The sequence below is a fragment of the Rhizobacter sp. P2_D12 genome (assembly GCF_056404395.1).
On the sequence record NZ_JBFUEB010000052.1, the window covers coordinates 14971 to 32264 of the forward strand.

Sequence of the window (17294 nt, forward strand, 5' to 3'; positions counted from 1 at the left end):
CGGGGCCTGCGGCTGGCGACGATGGGGGTCTCTCACCCGCCTGGAGATCCGCATGGGCCTGTCCCGTTTCCTCGGCCGCGCGATGATGCCGGTCTTCCGCAAGGCCTTGCCCGCGATGGGCGACACCGAGCGGGCCGCGCTCGAGGCCGGCACCGTCGGCTTCGAAGGGCAGTTGTTCGCCGGCCGGCCCGATTTCGATGCCTTGCTGGCGATGCCACCGAACCGGCTGACGCCGGCCGAGCAAGCCTTCCTCGACGGCCCGGTGCGCGAGCTGATCGCGATGGTCGACGACTTCGCGATCGACACCGAAGGCGACCTGCCGGCCGGCGTGTGGCAGCACCTGCGCAGCCACCGCTTCTTCGGCATGATCATCCCGACCCGGCATGGCGGCCTCGGCTTCAGCCACCACGCCCATGCGACGGTGGTGGCACGCATCGCGAGCGTCAACGTCGCGACCGCCGTGACGGTGATGGTGCCCAACTCGCTCGGCCCGGCCGAGCTGCTGCTGCGCTACGGCACCGAGCCGCAGAAGCAGCACTACCTGCAGCGCCTGGCCGACGGCCGCGACCTGCCCTGCTTCGGGCTGACCTCGCCGCATGCCGGCTCGGACGCCGCAGCCATCCCCGACCGCGGCGTGCTCACCGAGCGCATCGTCGACGGGCAGCGCGTGCGCGGCTTCAGCGTCGGCTTCGACAAGCGCTACATCACGCTGGCCCCGATGGCCACCGTGGTCGGCCTGGCGTTCCAGGCGGTCGACCCGACGCGGCCCGAGGGCGAACAGGACCTGGGCATCACCTGTGCGCTGCTGCCGGTGCCCACGCCCGGCATGGAGATCGGCCGGCGCCACCGGCCGATGGACTCGGCCTTCATGAACGGGCCGATCCGCGGCACCGACGTGTTCGTGCCGATGGACTGGGTGATCGGCGGCGAGAAGCAGGTCGGCCAGGGCTGGCGCATGCTGATGGAATGCCTGGCCGCCGGGCGCGCGATCTCGCTGCCGGCGATGGGCTCGGCGATGCAGCAGACCGCGCTCTTCGTGATGAACGGCTACGGCCACATCCGCGAGCAGTTCGGCCTGCCGATCGCGAAGTTCCACGCCATCGCCGGGCTGATCGCGCGCAGCGCGGCCGACCTGTACGCGAGCGACGCGGCGCGGCACTACACCGCGGCCGCGCTCGATGCCGGCCAGCGGCCCAGCGTCGCCAGCGCCATCCTGAAGGTGCAGCTCACCGAGGCCGGCCGCCGCGCGGTGATGCACGGCATGGACGTGCTGGGCGGCAAGGGCATCATCAGCGGCCCGGGCAACCTGCTCGGTGCGGCATGGCGGCAGGCGCCGATCGCGATCACCGTCGAGGGCGCGAACCTGCTGACGCGCTCGCTGATCATCTTCGGCCAGGGCGCGGTGCGCTGCCATCCGCACGTGCTGGACGAGATGGCGGCTGTGCAGGCGAAGGACGATGCCGCGCTCGGCCGGGCCCTGCTGGGGCATGCGCGCCACGTGCTGCGCAACCTGTGGGCGAGCCTGGCCGGCGCGGCGGTGCACGGCGAAGCGCCGGTGGGGCTGGAGAAGGAGCTGCGGCTGATCGCCCGCGTGTCGGCCAAGTACGCGCTGACGGCCGACCTGGCGATGGGGCTGCTGGGCGGCAGGCTCAAGCGCATGGAGCTGCTGTCGGCGCGCCTGGGCGACGTGCTGTCCAACCTGTACCTCGCATCGGCCAGTGTCTGGCGCTACCGCCAGGAAGCGGACACGGCGCTGCTGCCGATCGCGCGCGCGGCGATCCGCGTGCAGCTGGACCAGGCCGCCGCGACGCTGCGCGAGCTGTACGCCAACCTGCCGTCGGGGTTGCTGCGCGCGCTGGCGCCGCTGCTGCTGCACGGCACCGGCCGCCTCGCGCCGCTGCGCGACCGCGACCTGGTGGCGCTGGCCGAATCTCTGCACGGCGAGCCGGCCGTGCTGGCCCGGCTGTGCATGGACGTCGGCGTGCCGGGGTCCGGCGGCCTGCGCGACCTGCACGATGCGCTGGCCCGGGCGCGCGCCCTGGGGCCCGACGAAGCGGCCGCGCTGAACAAGCGGCTGCGCGAAGGCAGCTCGCTGGAGAACAGCGCGAGCTTCTCGCGCGATCCGGGCGCCGCGCTGGCCTACCTGCGGGCGGCGGCGAAGGTGATCCAGGTCGACGATTTCCCGGGCCCGTGTAGGCCGGCTCCGACGCCGGAATCCGCCGTCGGACTAGAGACACCGGCGCCGGCGCGTCCGACGATCCGGCCACGCGCCGCCGTCGCGGCGACATCCGACTCGGAGGGCCCATGAGCAGCACCCGTCCCACCACCCGCGCGAACGCCGTCGAGAGCCCGATCCGCCGCGACGGCGTGCTGCCGCCCGAGAACAAGGTCTTCATGGCCTTCCGTTCGGCCGACGACCTGCAGGGCGCGCTGAATGCGTTGCTTGACGCCGGGTTCCAGGACAGCGAGATGCTCGCCTTCACGCCGGAACGGATGAAGCGGCAGATGGAGGTCAACATCGCCCATGCCGGACCGTTGGCCTCGATCGGGCAGGACCTGAACCTGCTGAAGACCAACCTCGCACTGGCCGAGCAGGGCCACAGCTGGCTGGTGGTGCTGTGGCCGAAGAGCGATCACGAGGACCTGCTGACCAATGTTGCGCGCGAGTACAACGCGGCGCGGGCGCAGAAGTACGGGCGCCTGATCATCGAGGAGCTGGTGGACCCGGGCTCCGAGGGGCAGCAGCATTTCGAATCGGCCGACCGCGGGTTGGATCAGAGGACCGCGTAGCGCCCCGGCTTGTGGTTGACCGCGATGAAGAGGTTCATCACGACCGCCGCGAGCACCGACCACGCGACGCGCGTCGGCTCGACCACCGTCAGCGCCAGCAGCACCACGCTGCAGTCGACCGCCATCTGCACCTTGCCGGCGCGCCAGCCGCGGCTTTGCTGCAGGTAGAGCGACACGATGGTCGCACCGCCCAGGCTTGCCCGGTGCCGGGCCAGGAACAGGCAACCCGATCCCAGCAGCAGGCCGCCCAGCACCGCCGCATAGGCCGGGTGCAGCCGCTCGATCGCGAACAGCCGTGGTGACCATTCGGTCATCGCCGACAGCAGGCTGATCGCGATGAAGGTCTTCAGCGTGAACTCGCGCCCCATGCGGCGCCACGCGAACCAGTAGAACGGCAGGTTGATCGCGAAGAACAGCTTGCCCAGGCCGATGCCGGTGGCGTAGTGCAGCACGAAGGCCACGCCGGCCGTGCCGCCGGTGAGCAGCCCGACCTGCGCGAACAGGATCAGCGCCAGCGAGACGAACAGCGTGCCGGTGAAGATGGCCTGGGCGTCTTCGAACAGCGTGTGGCGATCGGCGCGGGATGGGGCAGGCGTGGCACTCATGGCGCCGGGGATTGCAGGAAGCGTGCCGAGTCAACAAGCCGTCATGCGCGGCCCGCACAGTCCCGGCTGCCGTACCGAGCAGTCCCCAGCCACCCAACCTGCCTACCCCCTCCATGCACCATCCCATCCTCCGTGTCGTCCTGGTCGCCGCCCTCGGCCTGACCGCGATCGCCGCCCGTGCCGATGAACTCCCGCGCTGGGACACGGCCATCACGAAGTACAACGAGCAGGCGGTCCGCGACTTCCACCCRGTGTTCGATTTCGACTCCGACGGCTGCTACCCGGCCACGCCCTTCAACCGCAACAGCAACCTGGCCCAGAACCCCGGCCTGAACGCCACCGGCACGCCGTGGGGCGCCTGCCGCGACAGCAACTGGGGCATCTTCGCCAACACCGTCCACCGCCAGCTGTGCCGCGAGACGGTCGAGGGCCTCGACACGATCGAGCGCTGTGCGCAGATGTACGAGCTGTACTTCGAGAAGGACCAGGCGATCGGGCTGTCCTTCCTGGGCGGCCACAAGCACGACGTCGAGACGGTGATCGTCTGGACCGCCCGGCGCAATGGCGGCGCACCGTTTGCCACGCACACCTCCACCAGCGCGCACGGCAACTTCACGACCCGCCCGAACGGCGAGATCCTGACCCAATCGGGGCATCCGATGGTCGTGTACCACAAGGACGGTGCCGGCACGCACGCCTTCCGCTTCGCGAACAGCGACGACAAGGCGCACGTCGAGTTCCAGGGCAACTGGGGCGTGTTCTACGCGCCGGACATCATCAGCCACTACAGCGCCGTCGCGCAGTGGAACGGCGACGAGTGGACGCGCTACCAGACCAACCGGGCCTACCGCCACGCGCTGGAAGCGTCGAACTTCGGCAGCGCGAGCTTCAAGACCCGCAACGACGGCGAGATCATGGTGCAGGCGAACAACGCGGTGCCGCGCAGCGATGCGTTCTGGGCCAACGCCACGTTCACCTGGGATGACGTGTGGGCCACGCGCGGGAAGGAGTTCAAGGCGAACTACCCGCAGACGTACCCGCAGATCAGCGAATAGCCCACGGTCCGCCTGCGCGGCGGACGCTCAATGACCGCCGCTGTCCCCCGGCCGGCTCGCCTCGAACAGGAACCAGGTGCGCCGCTCGGTCTCGTCGATCCACACCTCGATCAGGCTGGCCGTCGCGATGTCGTTGTGCTCGTCGCACACCACGTGCGCTTCGCGCAGCCGCGCCGCCATCGTCTTGTTGTCCTCGCGCAGCTCGGCCAGCATGTCCGACGGCTCGACGTAGTCGGCGTCGTTGTCCAGGATGCGCTGCGTGCGCGCGATGTGGCCGATCGAGCGCAGCGTGTTGCCGCCGACCTTGCGGATGCGCTCGGCGATCGGGTCGGTCATCGCGTAGATCTGGTCGGCCTGCTCGTCCAGCATCACGTGGTAGTCGCGGAAGTGCGGCCCGCTCATGTGCCAATGGAAGTTCTTGGTCTTCAGGTACAGCGCGAACACGTCGGCCAGGATGCCGTTCATCGCGGCGGCAATGTCGCGCGTGGCCGCGGCCTTCAGGTCGGTCGGCGTGACCAGTGGGGCCTTCTGGCGCTGCTTGGGGGTGGGAGAGGCGGATTTCTTCTTCACGGGCGGTCCTTCGCGGTTGAAAAGACGGGAGCCGCGAGCTTAGGCGAAACCGGCGTCCGGCGCCTCCTCGGGCGGGCGGCACTTGCAAGCCGCGACGCCGTCCCCACCTCCTCTGCACGGGATGGCCGCAGGCCGCACCGCCCAGAAGGAACCCCATGAAAGCCACCCATTCGCAACGCAGCATCAGCAACCTGGACGTGGTGCACGCGCTGGCACGCCTGCTCCAGCGCATGGAAGCCAATCCCGCCACGATCGACGCGCACCAGTACCGCACTGTCGTCGAGCAGCTCAAGAAGGCCTTCGAACAGGTCGAGCCCGGCACGGGCCTGCAGCTGATCCTGGAAGACTGCCCGGCCGCGTCGGATGTGTATGAAAACATACGCTACGAGCATGCCGGGCTGGTTCGCGCGCCCCTCGAGAAGGCGCTGAACGCGGAGCTGGAAGCGCGCCGCGCGATCGATCACGCGGCCGCCCCGCGTCATTGAACCTACGAAGGCAGGAAGTCCAAGGGGTACGTGATGTCGATCTGGTCGACGTCGCGCGCCCCGAATTCGAACTGCTTGATCCGCGCCAGCAGCTTCGATTCCAGTTCCGGCGACTTCAGCTCGCTGGAGACGATCCTGCAGTCCACCAGCGCACCCGACGGCGCGATCTTCAGGCTCAGCACGACCTTGCCCTGCAGCCCCGGGTCCTCGCGCAGCGCCCGGTTGTAGATCGCATAGATCGCGCCCTTGTTGCGCTCGAACACCAGGCGGATCTCCTCGATCGAGCGCGCCGCCTTGCCGCTGTTGCCGCGCTGCATCGTGCCGCCGGCGCCGGTGCCGTTGCCCGTGCCGCTGCCGGCCGCCGAGCCCTTGCCGCCCCCCCCGCCGCCGCCGGCCACGCCGGCCACCAGGGTGGTCGAACGCCCGGCCAGGCCACCGCCGCCGGTGTTGCGGCTGTAGCCCGCGGTGTTGATGCCGCCACTGCCGCCGGTCGCGTTCGAGGTGATCATCGCGCGGTCCGGCAGGCCGGCTTCGGTGCCCGCACCGACGCCGACGCCCACCCCTGAACCGACGCCCGGCCCCTGCTTGATGTCCGGCTTCAGCTGCACCGCCAGCGGCGCGCCGCTCAGCTCCTGCAGCTGGTCCTTCATCGCCAGCAACCCGACGCCCGCCGCCTTGCGGCGTGCCCCCTCGATCTCGCCCGGCGGCTTGTTCGGCTGCGGGACGCGGGCCTCGGGGATCGGCTCCTTCATCTTCACCGGATCCGGCTTGGCCGGGATCGGCTTGGCCTGGTCGGGCTTGGCCTGCGGCGCCGCGGCCTCGACATCCTTCGGCTTGTCCTGCACCTTGGGTGGTGGCGGCGGCGGCGGAGGCGTCTCCAGCACCAGCTTGGCCAGCCGCGGCGGCAACTCGGCCGGCGCGGCGCGGTCGGGCTGCCGCACCGGCAGCCACGGCATGATCAGGAAGATCAGCAGGCAGATGCCGACGGTGCGCTGGATGATGCGGCGAAAGCGCGCGTCATCCTCGGGCACGCCCGCCCACGGCATCACCCGCGGGTTGAACGATACGACCGCCGCACTCATGCGCCCACCTTCTGCCGCACGGCAAACGACATGTCGGTGAAGTTGGCCCGGGCCGCCGTGTACATGATCTTGCGCAGCAGCTGGTACGGGATGTCCTTGTCACCCATGATGGTCAGGGCCTTGCCCTTGTCCTTGTTGGCCTCGCGGATCATCTCGCGGCCGGCCTGGATGTCCAGTTCGTCCTTCAGCGGCGCGATCAGGTCCGACGGCAGCTTCATCACGTCGGCCACGTTCGCGATCTTGCGGCCCTCGACGATGATCTCGGTGCCGCTGACCACCAGGATCACGTTCTGCTTCGGCTCCTTCTCGGCCGTCGACTGCGGCAGCTGCACCGCCTTCGGGCTGGGCAGCAGCTCGACGCCGGTGGCGTTCGACAGCAGGAAGAAGATCAGGATCGTGAACACGTCGATCAGCGAGACGAGGTTCATGTCGAGCCCCGTCTGGTTGCGCGCGCGGCGCTCGGCCCGCTTCTGCAGCGGTGTCATCAGTGCCATGGTCCCCGCCCCTATCGCTTGACGACCGGCGCATCGCCGATCGAGATGTTGGGGAACATTTCAGTGTGCACGACCGCCGGCCCCTTGGGCGTGGCGACCACGCGCACCGCGTCCATCACCTGCACGAGCGCGTCGTACGAGGTGTTGGGCTCGGCCAGCACGCTGGCTTCCTGCTTGTCCGGGAACTTGGCCTTGATCTGCTGGATCAGCGTCGACAAGGCCGTGGTGTCATAGCCCTTCGCGTTGTTCGGGATGCGCTGGATCAGGCCGCCCAGGCGGTCGCCGACCTCCAGCGAATCCGGGCGCAGCACCACTTCCAGCTGCAGGTTGTCCACCTTCAATTGCTCCACGCCGGAGTTCTTGGCCGGCAACGACAGGTCGATCACCGACAGCCGGGTGAAGACGGCGGTCGACAGCAGGAACGGCACCAGCACCACGATCAGGTTGATGAACGCGGTGATCTCCAGGTGTGCCGTTTCCTTGCGCAGGCGACGACGGGCAGCCATGATCAACGGGCTCCGGTGCTCTGCTCGGCCTTCAGGCGCTGCACCAGGTTCAGGAAGCTGATCTTCGCGGCCTCGAGGCCGTCGACGATCTCGGCGGTCTTGGCCTGCAGGAACGAATGCAGCAGCAGGAACGGGATCGCGACCATCAGCGCGAACGCGGTGTTGTTCATCGCGATCGAGATCGAGGCCGACAGCATCTCGGCCTTCTCGGCCGGGTTGACCTGCGCCACCGCGGTGAAGCCCTTGATCAGGCCCATGATGGTGCCCAGCAGGCCGACCAGCGTGATCACGTTCGCGAAGGTGGCGATGTAGTGGGTGCGCTTCTCCAGGCGCGGCACGATTTCCATCATGCCCTCTTCCATCGCCGCGTCGAAGTCTTCACGGCGGCCCGGGCTCTGCATGCGCGACAGGCCGTAGTTGACGATCTTGCCGATCGCCGCGTCGGAGTTGGCGGTGACGTTCTGCACTTCCTTGAAGCGGCCGTTCTGCAGCATCGGCAGCACCTGCGACCACAGCTTGCGGTTCTCGCTGCGCGCGCGGTTCAGCACGATGTAGCGCTCGATGCCGATCGCCAGGCCCACCGACATGATCAACAGGCTCGGATAGATGAACAAGCCGCAATCCTGGAAAAACTTCACTGCTGTGTTGAACGCATTCATCTCTGATCTCCGATGGAAACTTCTCTGATTCGACAAAAAACGGCAGCGGCTTCTTACTTGGTGGCTGCGGCGGGTGCGGCGGGCGCGGCGGCCAGCGGGGCGGGCTGCGTCAGCGCGTCATAGTGAACCTGGCGGCGGAACACGTCGCGGTCGACCGGCGCGAGCGCCTCGTCGAGCACGCTGACCACCGGGCGCCCGCTGGTGTCGCCGGCCAGCGGCTTCTTCCAGGGCACGATGTACAAGACCTTGGGCAGCTCGCGGTTGCCGATGATCTGCGAGCCCTTGATGTCGGCGCGGTCCTGCGCCCAGGCCGGCGCCAGGCCGGCGGCGATCAGCATCGCGAACACCGCGGCCACCGTCAGCGGCACGCGCAAGGGATCTCGGGACTTCATTGCTTTTCCTTCCGGTTGTCCGCAGCCGCCGCGGCCTTGGCCGGCGCCGCCTGCTTACGATTCTTCAAATCTGCGACCCATTTGGTCACCGTGGCATCGCCACCCGGAGTCAACGCAAGATACCGGCCATACAAGTCGGCGGCCTGTGCAACATCCCACAGATACAGGTCATACAGGATGCCGAGGTTCAGCAGCGGCGCCGCGAAGCCCGCGTCGAGCGAGATCGCGCGCTCGTAGGCGTCCTTGGCCTTCGCGAACTGCCCCTGCTGGCGGTAGGTGATGCCGAGCTGGTTGAAGTACAGCGGCTGCTTCGGGTTCAGCCGCACCGCCTGCTCCAGCTCGCCGGCCGATTCGGGCAGCTTGCCGGCCTGGCGGTAGATCACGCCCAGGTTGGCATGCGGCCCGCCCAGGTCGGGGTTGGCCTGCGCGATCGCCTTGAAGCCGCGCTCGGCCTCGTCCATGCGGCCGGCACGCAGGGCCCGGCGGGCATCGTCGTAGCTGCGTTGCACGGCGGGCGAGACCGGGGCCTCGGGCTCGGGACGGGCAACGGCAGGTGCCGACGCAGCGGGTGCGGGGGCCGACGCCGCAGCGGCCGGCTTGGCCGGCATCACCGCATCGCGCAAGGTCTGCAGCTGCGTCGAGCACCCCAGCAGCCCGGATGCCAATCCGGGGATCAACCATCGAATCCACGCGAAATCACCGGATCGCATCGACGACTCCTTCGCTGCGTTCCGACTTGCCGTACCTCAAGGGCCGCATCTCCGACAAGGCCTTGAAGCTGCTCTTGACCCACTGGTCGTAGATGCCGTTGGACGTGCGCCGCGCGTTCAGCTCGTGCAGCTCGGTGGCCTTCTCCTCGAACGGGTAGGCCTGCTCTTCCAGCATCACGTTGTACTGCTCCAGTTCCACCTTCGACAGCTTCTTCGGCCGCTGCGAGGCGATCAGCGCCTTGCCGAAATCCTGGTACAGCGATGCGATCTGGTAGGTTGCTGCCGTCGTCACGTCGGCCACGCCGTAGTCGGCCGCCACCGTGTAGGCCTTCAGCGACTCTTCCAGCCGCGCCTTCTTGTTCTTCAGCGCCACGTTGAGCGGCTCGACCAGCTGCACCTTGCGGTAGCCCTCGACGATCGGCCCGGCCATCGCCAGCGCCGCCGTCGCGCCCAGGTAGCGGCTGCGGTTGGTGCGCGCGGCGCCGCCGGCCTGGTCGGCCTGGTAGATCTCCTTCATCCACGCCAGCTCGCGTGCCGGGTTGCCGTCTTCCTTGGCGATCTTCGCCAGCCGGTAGCGCGCCTCCAGCGACGACTCGAACGACGCCCCACCCTGCTTCAGGTAGCGCTCGTAGGCCTTGCCGGCCGCGGCGCGCGAACCGGCCTTCTCGTACATCTCGGCCGATTGCCACAGCGCATCGCGCGCCAGCGCCGGGTCCTTGTTGGTGGCCGCGAAGCGCTCGTACTCGCCGGCCGCCTGCGCCCACTGGCCCTTCTCGGTGTAGGCCAGCGCGAGCTTGCTGCCGACGTCGGCCTGCAGCGGGTGGTTCGGGTAACGCTTGCGGAAGTCTTCCAGCGTGCGGCTCGCGCCGTCCCAGTCCTTCAGGCCGATCATCGCGGCCGCCGTGTCGTACTGCGCCGGCGCGGCGACGCTGGACTGCGGCGCCACCGTCGCGACGCGCGAGAAATGCTTCACCGCCTCGACCAGCTGGCCCTTGGCACGCGCCTGCTCGCCCTGCTTGTAGATCGACGCCGCCTGGCGCTCGACCAGGTCCTTGCGCGCCGGGTCTTTCTCGGGCGCCAGCGCCAGCACCTCGCCATAGGCCTTCTCGGACTGCTCGTACTGCCCGCGCTCGAACGCGCTGTGCGCGATCACGGTCCAGGCGACGCGGCGGTTCGCCGGCTCGGCCGGCGGCTGCAGCGCCAGCACCTGCTGCGCCACCGTCGCGGCGCGCTCCTGCTCGCCCAGCGCATACAGCTTCTCGGCCGCGTTCGTCAGCACCGGGCCGCTGCGCTTGTCGGACGGATTGGCCTGCGCGAAGCGCAGCGCGCTCTCGACGCTCGCCTTCTGCAGCGCCGGCAGCTCGGCCGGGGCGGCCTTCTTCTCCTGCGCGGCATAGCTCAGCAGCGCCGCATAGCCGGCGTCGGCGCTCTTCGCATGCGGCGGGTAGCCGTAGGCCGTCTTCTCGTACTCGGGCACCGCTTCCTTGAAGCGGCCGTCCTCGTACAGCAGCTCGGCCAGCAGGAAGTTGTTCTGCGCCGCCTCGGGGTCGTTCGGGAACGAGGTCAGGTAGCTGCGGTACCACTTCACCGCCTCGTGGTAGTCGGCGGTCGACTTGGTCTTCTGCGCCTGCGAGTGGTAGTGCTGCGCCAGCTCTTCCAGGTTGGTCTTGACCAGCGGCTGCGCGTTCTCCTGCCATGCGGCGGCGTTCTGGCGGCTGAACTCGCTGTCGACGCCGTAGCGTTCGACGTATTCCTTCTTCGCGTCCAGCGCCAGGCCGCCGAAGCCGGTCTGCTGGTAGATCGCGATCACGCGCGCCTGCATCAGCGGTGCCTGGCCGTGCAGCGGGTCGCGCCGCGCGAACGCGCTGAAGGTGTCGGCGGCGTCCTTCGGCCGGTCCTGCCGCAGGTACAGCTCGCCCAGCTGCTGGTAGACGCGCCACTCGTACATGCGGCGGTCCGGGTCGGTCATGTAGGGCGGGATGCTCTCGGCGCCCTGCAGGTTCTCCAGGCTCAGGCTGGTGACGCGGAAGGTGTCTTCCACCAGCTCGCGGTCGCCGCGCGTCAGGCCGGGCAGCGTCTCGAGCTCGCCCTCGTCCTTGCGCCCGCCCAGCTTCAGGTCGAGCACGCCGAAGAACGGGTGCAGCGCGTCGTCGAGCCGGCCCAGCTTGAACAGCGACCAGCCCTGCATGTACAACGCGCGGTCGCGGAACGGGTTCGACGAATCGCCCTGCAGCACCGTCGCATAGGCCTGCTCGGCCTTGGTGTAGTCGCGCGTCGAGAACAGCAGCTCGCCGCGGCGGAACTGCGCCTCGTCGCGGTAGATCGTCTTCGGGTACTGCGCGACCAGCTGGTCCAGCGTCTTCAGCGCCAGCTCCAGCTCGCCGCCCTGCTCCTGCGCACGCGCCAGCTGGTACAGCACGCGGTCGTTCGACTCGTCCTGCGGGTAGGTCTTCAGGAACTCCTGGTAGCGCGTGGTCGCGGCCTTGTAGTCGGGCGTGCCGTTGGGCGTCTGCTGGCCGGCGGCCAGGCGGTTGTCGGCGCTGTCCATCTCCAGGTCGCCCAGGCGGCGCATCGCCTCGGAGCGCTGCTTGGCCTTCGGGGCCGACTTCAGGAATTCGTTGTAGGCGGCGATGGCCTGGTTCTCGTCGGCCTGCACGCCACGGTCTTCCGCGACCGTGACCTCGCGGCCGGACATCGACTTCAGCGTCGGCTGGTCGTCGCCGGGCAGCGTCTTCTTGCCGGCGCAGGCGGCAAGCCCGAGCAGCATCAGCAGCGCCAGACTATGGCTTGGGCGGCGCATTGGCGGGTTCCAGTTGCTTGTTGGCCTGGCTCGCGGCGCGGTCGTACAGCTGTGCGACGGCGAAGCGGGCCTGCGTGGTGTATTCGACCAGGCGTTCCTTCTGGTGCACGAGCTCGGTCACGGCCAGCTCCTGCACGAACTGCTGCTGCTCGGTGCTGAGCGACGCGACGCGCGGCAGCAGCGCCTGGATGGCCTTGCCGAGCTCGGCGATGCGGGCGGCGAAGGCATCGAACTTCGCCGGCTCGTCCTGCTGCGCCTGCGCCAGCGCGGCGTCGACGCGCCGCGTGTCGGCCAGCGCTTCGGCGGTGCCGCGCGAGTTCTTCTTCGCGTCCCACAGGTGCTGCGGGTATTCCTGCGACAGCTGCCAGGTCAGCGCACCGGACGCGAGCCGGAAGCGCTCGCGCGCCGCCACCGCTTCGGGCAGGTCGCCGGCCTGGGCCAGCGTCGCGCGGATGCGATCGACGCGCTCCTTCAGCGCGAGCTGCTTCTCGTCGGCCAGCGCGTCGGCGTCGCCTTCGGCCTCGATGCGCGACAGCTCGGCCGTCAGCGCGTCCAGGCGCTTCTGCAGCAGGTCGAGCCCGCCCTCGGCCGCCTTCGCGCGCACCTTGGGCAGGCGCTCGGCATAGGCCTGGCGGCGGTTGTCCAGCATGTCGCCGAACACGCCCAGGTTGTCCTGCCACTGCAGCAGGTTGCCGCGCAGGAACTGCAGGTCGCGCCAGTTCTTGAAGGCTTCCTGGAACTGGTGCTGCGCGAACAGCGGCGCCAGGTGGTTGGCGTGCGGCATCTCGGGCAGCTCGGCGATGTTCCAGAACCAGCCCATCTCCTCGCCGGGGTTGCGTTCGAGCAGGCCGTCGAGCAGCTTGCCGCCGCGGATCGCGGCGATCGACTGGTCGAGGTTGGCGTTCTCGCGGTCGAAGGCGGCAATCGCCTCCTGGTAGTGGTCCAGCGACTGGCCGCTCGCGCCGGCCTCGGCATAGGCGTAGGGCACGGCGATCATCGCCTCGAGCACCGCCGAGTCGCCCGGGTCGCGCTTGGCCAGTTCTTCCCACGGCACCAGCGCCCGCTTGGGCTGCTTCAGCGCCGCCTGCGCCCAGCCGAAGCCGAGCAGCGCCTTGTTGGCCTGCAGCCCGTTCAGGCGCACGCGTTCGAGGTAGATGTTGGCGGCCTCGGGCTTGTTCTCCTGCAGCGCGGCAAAGCCGAGCGCGACATTGGCCTTGTCGCGCAGGCTGCGCAGTTCCTCGTTCGGCGCCGGCGCCTTGCCGAGCTCGTCGAGCAGCAGGTTGCCGCGCTCGGTGTCGTCGCCCTGGCCGCTGCGGATCAGGGCCACGCCCAGGTTGAAGCGCGCATAGCGGCTGGCGTTGGTGCCGCCCGGCATCTTGCCCGGATCGGGCTGCTTGCTCAGCGCCTCGAGCTGGGCCGCCGCGCCGGCGAAATCGCCGCGCGCCATCAGCACGTTGGCCTGCAGCAGCCCGCGCTCTTCTTCCAGCTCGGGCGGCAGGTTCTTCTCGATGCGGTTCAGCGCCTCTTCGGCCTCGGGCAGGAAACCGCGCTGGTAACGGATCTTCGCCAGGTAGAACCAGGCGCGATCGCGCACCGCCGGCGACGCGCCCTTCTCGATCAGCTGCGAGAAGATCTCGCCCGCTTCACGGTGCAGCCCGTACGACAGCAGCAGCCCGCCGCGCAGGATCTCGGCCTCGTCGACGTGGTGCGGGACGCGGCCGAAGTGCTGCGACACCATCAACCCGGTGACCGACGAGAAGTAGCGGCCCTGGTAGAACTGGAACAGCGTCTCGCCGTAGTACGGGTCGTTGACGACGTGTGCAGGCACCGGCTCGGCGGCCCGCGCCCCGCCCGCGGCCAGCGGGGCGGCCAAGGCGGCGGCGATGACGGAGAGGATCCGAAGGCGCATGGACGCTTACTGCCAGACCTTGACTTCGAACTCGGGCTGCAGCTTGCCGGTGTTGTCCTTGATCTGCAGCTCGATGTACTTCGGGTCGGTGGTCTTGTCGAACTTGACGGTCGCGCCGCGCTTGTAGTCGCGGAAGTGCGGGCCGCCGCCGGTGAAGACGGCCACGATCTGGTGCTCGCCGGCCTTCAGGTTGCCGAGGTAGACGCGCTGCACGCCGCCGCGGTGCAGGGCCTTCACCTCCAGCGGCGTGTACAGGTAGTTGGCGACGACCTTGTCGTCCAGCTTCACCTGCACCGAACCGAGCTCGAACATCTTGCCCACGTCCATCGACACGAACACCGCCACCTGCGTGTTGGCGGGGAACAGCAGTTCCTCCTCCAGCACCAGCAGGTCGCGGTTCAGGCGGATCACGTCGCCCTTCAGGTCCTGGATGCGGCCGTCCAGGCTCGCGGCCGACGCGGCTGTGGCCGGCGCCGCAGCAGCCTCCGGCGCACTGGCCGCCGCGACGGGCGCCGAGGCGGCCACCGCCGCCGGCACCGGATCGGCCGCGAACACTTGCCCACCCAGCAAGCCCATCAGGCACCCTGCAGCCAGCAGGCGGCGACTACGTTTGAACATGAGCGCGGTCTTTCTCAAAAGGTGGCCGAGACGAACAGCTCCAGCACGTTCGCATCGAACGAATACAGGCTGCCATTGCGGATGTCGGTGAAATTCTTGTAGCGAAAGCGCATGAACTGGTACTGCGCATTCAGCTTGACGTCGAAGCGGTCGGCGTACCGGCCCACCGAATAGGTGCCCTTGGCGCCGATGCTCACGTCGTTGAAGTCGCTCAGCTGCTTGTTGCGCGACACGTACAGCGTCTCGCTCAGCGCGTTGTCGCTGTAGAACAGCGCCTGCTTCTGCGTGTAGTAGCGCACGAAGGCCTCGCCCAGCCACTGCGCGCCGAAATAGCGGGTGTAGCCGAGCTCGACGGTGTGCGCCTTGATGTCCCAGTTGTCCCAGAAGTAGCGGTACTCGCCGCGGATCGCGGCGCGCTGCTCGCCCTGGCCGATGTCGCCGACCGCGCGCAGCTTGACGGCGCGGCTCGAACGGGTGCGCGGGTAGCGTTCGAGCACCGTGGTGCCGAACACCTGGGCCACGCGGTACGGGTTGCCGAGGTAGCCGTTGTCGGACACGGCCTCCAGGTTGACGCTCATCAGCCAGCGCGGCGTCAGGATCTGCGTGACGCCGAAGCGGTAGCGCCAGTGCTGGGCGGTGTCGAAGAAGCCCTGGTAGCGCGAGCCGACCTTGTCGGCGCCGCGCGAGAAGCCGAGCGCCACCGTGGTCATGCCGCCGAACACCTCCTGCGAGACGTCCAGGCTGACGGTGTTGGCCTTGTAGTCGGGCTCGTCGCTGGTGGTGCCGGACACCGACACCATCGCGTCGCGGTAGACATAGTCGGCGCCGAGGCTGTACTCGGTGCGCTTTTCCTTGTAGGGGCTGGCGGTCGTCACGACGTCGATCGACGCGTTGCTGACCGAGTCGATGAAATACGAGCCGGTCAGCGACAGCCGGTCGGCGACCTTCTTGCGGATCAGCAGCGCCGGCCCGTCGGCGCGCGTGCCGCCGCCGTCATACCGGTGGTACATCATCTCGGCCCGGTCTTCCGGCAGGTCGACCGCGTGCACCACGCCCGCGCCGGCCACCAGCGCGCCGCCCACCACCACCGTGCGGCCGAGCAGCCGGCTGGCGCGCACCGCATGGTGCGGCCGGCGGGCCAGCACCCGGCGCAGCAGGCGTACCCAGGGGCTAGTTGCAACCACAGCCGCCCCCTTGCACGCCGGTGGCGCCGCGGCTGCTCTCGCGCACGTCGTAGACGTGCTCGCGGTGCTTGTCGGCCAGCGCGTCGCGCGACAGCCGCATGATCGGGTCGGCCAGTCGCTCGCGCTCGTACGGCTTGACCCAGGGTTCGGGCGCGGCGCAGCCACTTGCCAGGGCAGCCAGGGCAGCGACGCCGAGCGCGATCACGAGTGCACGCATGCTCATTCCTTCAGCAGGTCGCGGATCTGCTTGTCGTAGGTGACCTCGTAGCCGTCCTGGTAGCCGCGGTGCAGGAAGCGCACGCGGCCGTCGCGGTCGATCAGCACCGTCGACGGCATGCTGTTCAGCTGGTACAGCTTGCTGACGTTCTTGTCGGTGTCGAACAGCACCGGGAACTTGACCCCCAGCTTGGCGGCGACGCCGGCGGCATTGCGCGCATCGTCGTCGACGTTGACGCCCAGCAGCACGAAGCCCGAGCCCTTGTACTTGTCGTACAGCGCGTTCAGCTTGGGCATCTCCTGGCGGCACGGCGCGCACCAGGTGGCCCAGAAGTTGACCAGCACGACCTGGCCGCGCTGTTCCTTCAGGCGCAGGTTCTGTCCTTCGAGGGTGCGCAGCGTGAAATCGGGGGCCGGCGTCATCGGCGCGGCGGCCTGCACGACCAGGCCGCTGCACAAGGCCAGCGCGAGCGCGCCGCGCAGGATCCGGACCAGGCCGGAAGAGATCTTGAAGCTCATGGATGGCACCGATGCATCAGAAGAAGAAGGTCACGCCGCCGGTCAGCTCGAGGTTCTGCGTGTTCTGGCGCTTGCCGAGCAGGTCGAGCGTGAAGATGTGGTCGCGCATGTCGACCTGGATCGCCGCCCAGTCCTTCAGGAACAGGCGCACGCCCAGCCCGACGTTGAAGGTCTGCTTGCGCTGGTCGTTGAACTTGGTGCTGCCGACGCCGCCGATAAGGTAGACGGCCGACGCCTTGGCGACGTTGCGGCCGAAGAAGATCTCGCCCGGCAGCACGTTCACGCCGACCGAGACGTTGTAGTAGCTCAGCTTCTCGGTCTCGTCCGAGAACACGCCGCCCGGCAGGATCTGGCGGAACGACTCGTCGCTGACCTTGGTCTGCGCGTAGGCGCCCTCGACGAAGTAATCCTCGGTGATGTGGTAGCCCACGCGCAGGCCGACGACGCGGCTCGCGCCGAAGTTCTGCGTGCTGTAGGTGCCGCCGAACAGGCCGAACTCGAAGTCGTTGGACGGGATCTTCGGCACGTTCACCGGGCGGCGGTCGACCTGCGGCACGATCACCTGCTCGTTGCCGGGCTCGACCACCTGCTGCTCGGTTTGCGCCAGCGCCTGGGCGCGCGCCGCCAGGGGGGCGGCCAGGCAGGCCGCGGCCAGCAGCAGCAGCGACGGGAGGGCAAGGCGTTGTCGTTCGCGCATGGG

The 17294-nt window shown here is 68.9% G+C and carries 19 protein-coding genes; 4 read left to right on the forward strand and 15 right to left on the reverse strand.

Going from position 1 to position 17294, the window contains the following annotated elements; translation table 11 throughout:
* Positions 1–52: 52 nt before the first annotated feature.
* Both AC1DYN_RS17895 and AC1DYN_RS17900 read left to right on the forward strand, forming a co-directional pair.
* A complete protein-coding gene (locus tag AC1DYN_RS17895) occupies positions 53–2308 on the forward strand; it encodes an acyl-CoA dehydrogenase (protein ID WP_477961944.1) in 2256 nt (751 codons plus the stop codon).
* Entirely contained in the window at positions 2305–2790 is a 486-nt protein-coding gene (locus tag AC1DYN_RS17900) for a hypothetical protein (protein ID WP_477961946.1), read from the forward strand. Before AC1DYN_RS17895 ends, AC1DYN_RS17900 begins: the two co-directional genes overlap by 4 nt.
* Here the strand turns inward: AC1DYN_RS17900 and AC1DYN_RS17905 are convergent.
* On the reverse strand, positions 2775–3395 hold the full coding sequence (locus AC1DYN_RS17905; protein WP_477961948.1) for a DUF6198 family protein: 621 nt from the start codon (positions 3393–3395) through the stop codon (positions 2775–2777). The genes AC1DYN_RS17900 and AC1DYN_RS17905 overlap by 16 nt on opposite strands.
* A 113-nt stretch (positions 3396–3508) precedes the next feature.
* On the opposite strand from AC1DYN_RS17905, the gene AC1DYN_RS17910 reads away from it, so the two are divergent.
* Positions 3509–4450: an NPP1 family protein gene (locus AC1DYN_RS17910; protein ID WP_477961950.1), complete on the forward strand. Its 942-nt coding sequence runs from the start codon at positions 3509–3511 to the stop codon at positions 4448–4450.
* A 27-nt stretch (positions 4451–4477) separates the two neighbouring features.
* Here AC1DYN_RS17910 and AC1DYN_RS17915 read toward each other — a convergent pair whose 3' ends face one another.
* A complete protein-coding gene (locus tag AC1DYN_RS17915) occupies positions 4478–5020 on the reverse strand; it encodes a Dps family protein (protein WP_477961952.1) in 543 nt (180 codons plus the stop codon).
* Between the two features lie 155 nt (positions 5021–5175).
* Between AC1DYN_RS17915 and AC1DYN_RS17920 the strand changes: the two genes are divergently transcribed.
* Positions 5176–5505, forward strand: a complete 330-nt coding sequence (locus AC1DYN_RS17920; protein ID WP_477961954.1) for a hypothetical protein — start codon at positions 5176–5178, stop codon at positions 5503–5505.
* Positions 5506–5507: 2 nt separating this feature from the next.
* Here the strand turns inward: AC1DYN_RS17920 and AC1DYN_RS17925 are convergent, their stop codons facing one another.
* From AC1DYN_RS17925 to AC1DYN_RS17985, 13 genes are all read right to left on the reverse strand, one after another.
* On the reverse strand, positions 5508–6587 hold the full coding sequence (locus tag AC1DYN_RS17925; RefSeq protein ID WP_477961956.1) for an AgmX/PglI C-terminal domain-containing protein: 1080 nt from the start codon (positions 6585–6587) through the stop codon (positions 5508–5510).
* Positions 6584–7081, reverse strand: a complete 498-nt coding sequence (locus AC1DYN_RS17930; RefSeq protein ID WP_477961958.1) for an ExbD/TolR family protein — start codon at positions 7079–7081, stop codon at positions 6584–6586. The genes AC1DYN_RS17925 and AC1DYN_RS17930 overlap by 4 nt, the downstream gene beginning before the upstream one ends.
* Positions 7082–7092: 11 nt before the next feature.
* Positions 7093–7587 (reverse strand): ExbD/TolR family protein, encoded by a 495-nt coding sequence (locus AC1DYN_RS17935; protein WP_477961960.1) that lies wholly within the window; start codon positions 7585–7587, stop codon positions 7093–7095.
* A gap of 2 nt (positions 7588–7589) precedes the next feature.
* The gene (locus AC1DYN_RS17940; RefSeq protein WP_477961962.1) at positions 7590–8201 is read right to left on the reverse strand and encodes a MotA/TolQ/ExbB proton channel family protein; all 612 of its coding nucleotides are present in this window, start codon (positions 8199–8201) and stop codon (positions 7590–7592) included.
* Between the two features lie 98 nt (positions 8202–8299).
* Positions 8300–8638, reverse strand: coding sequence for a hypothetical protein (locus tag AC1DYN_RS17945; protein WP_477961964.1), 339 nt, complete (start codon positions 8636–8638; stop codon positions 8300–8302).
* Positions 8635–9348, reverse strand: coding sequence for a tetratricopeptide repeat protein (locus AC1DYN_RS17950; protein ID WP_477961966.1), 714 nt, complete (start codon positions 9346–9348; stop codon positions 8635–8637). The genes AC1DYN_RS17945 and AC1DYN_RS17950 overlap by 4 nt, the downstream gene beginning before the upstream one ends.
* Entirely contained in the window at positions 9335–12148 is a 2814-nt protein-coding gene (locus AC1DYN_RS17955) for a tetratricopeptide repeat protein (RefSeq protein ID WP_477961968.1), read from the reverse strand. Before AC1DYN_RS17955 ends, AC1DYN_RS17950 begins: the two co-directional genes overlap by 14 nt.
* Positions 12129–14057 carry a tetratricopeptide repeat protein gene (locus AC1DYN_RS17960; protein ID WP_477961970.1) on the reverse strand — a complete coding sequence of 643 codons (1929 nt, stop codon included), beginning with the start codon at positions 14055–14057 and terminating at the stop codon, positions 12129–12131. Before AC1DYN_RS17960 ends, AC1DYN_RS17955 begins: the two co-directional genes overlap by 20 nt.
* A gap of 6 nt (positions 14058–14063) precedes the next feature.
* The gene (locus AC1DYN_RS17965) at positions 14064–14675 is read right to left on the reverse strand and encodes an AraC family transcriptional regulator (RefSeq protein ID WP_477961972.1); all 612 of its coding nucleotides are present in this window, start codon (positions 14673–14675) and stop codon (positions 14064–14066) included.
* Positions 14676–14689: 14 nt separating this feature from the next.
* A complete protein-coding gene (locus AC1DYN_RS17970; protein ID WP_477961974.1) occupies positions 14690–15859 on the reverse strand; it encodes a DUF3570 domain-containing protein in 1170 nt (389 codons plus the stop codon).
* Complete coding sequence (locus AC1DYN_RS17975; RefSeq protein WP_477961976.1) at positions 15846–16076, reverse strand: DUF4266 domain-containing protein; 231 nt, start codon at positions 16074–16076, stop codon at positions 15846–15848. Before AC1DYN_RS17975 ends, AC1DYN_RS17970 begins: the two co-directional genes overlap by 14 nt.
* 2 nt (positions 16077–16078) lie before the next feature.
* Positions 16079–16594: a TlpA family protein disulfide reductase gene (locus AC1DYN_RS17980; protein WP_477961978.1), complete on the reverse strand. Its 516-nt coding sequence runs from the start codon at positions 16592–16594 to the stop codon at positions 16079–16081.
* A gap of 16 nt (positions 16595–16610) precedes the next feature.
* Positions 16611–17291, reverse strand: coding sequence for an outer membrane beta-barrel domain-containing protein (locus AC1DYN_RS17985; RefSeq protein ID WP_477961980.1), 681 nt, complete (start codon positions 17289–17291; stop codon positions 16611–16613).
* Positions 17292–17294: the final 3 nt, after the last annotated feature.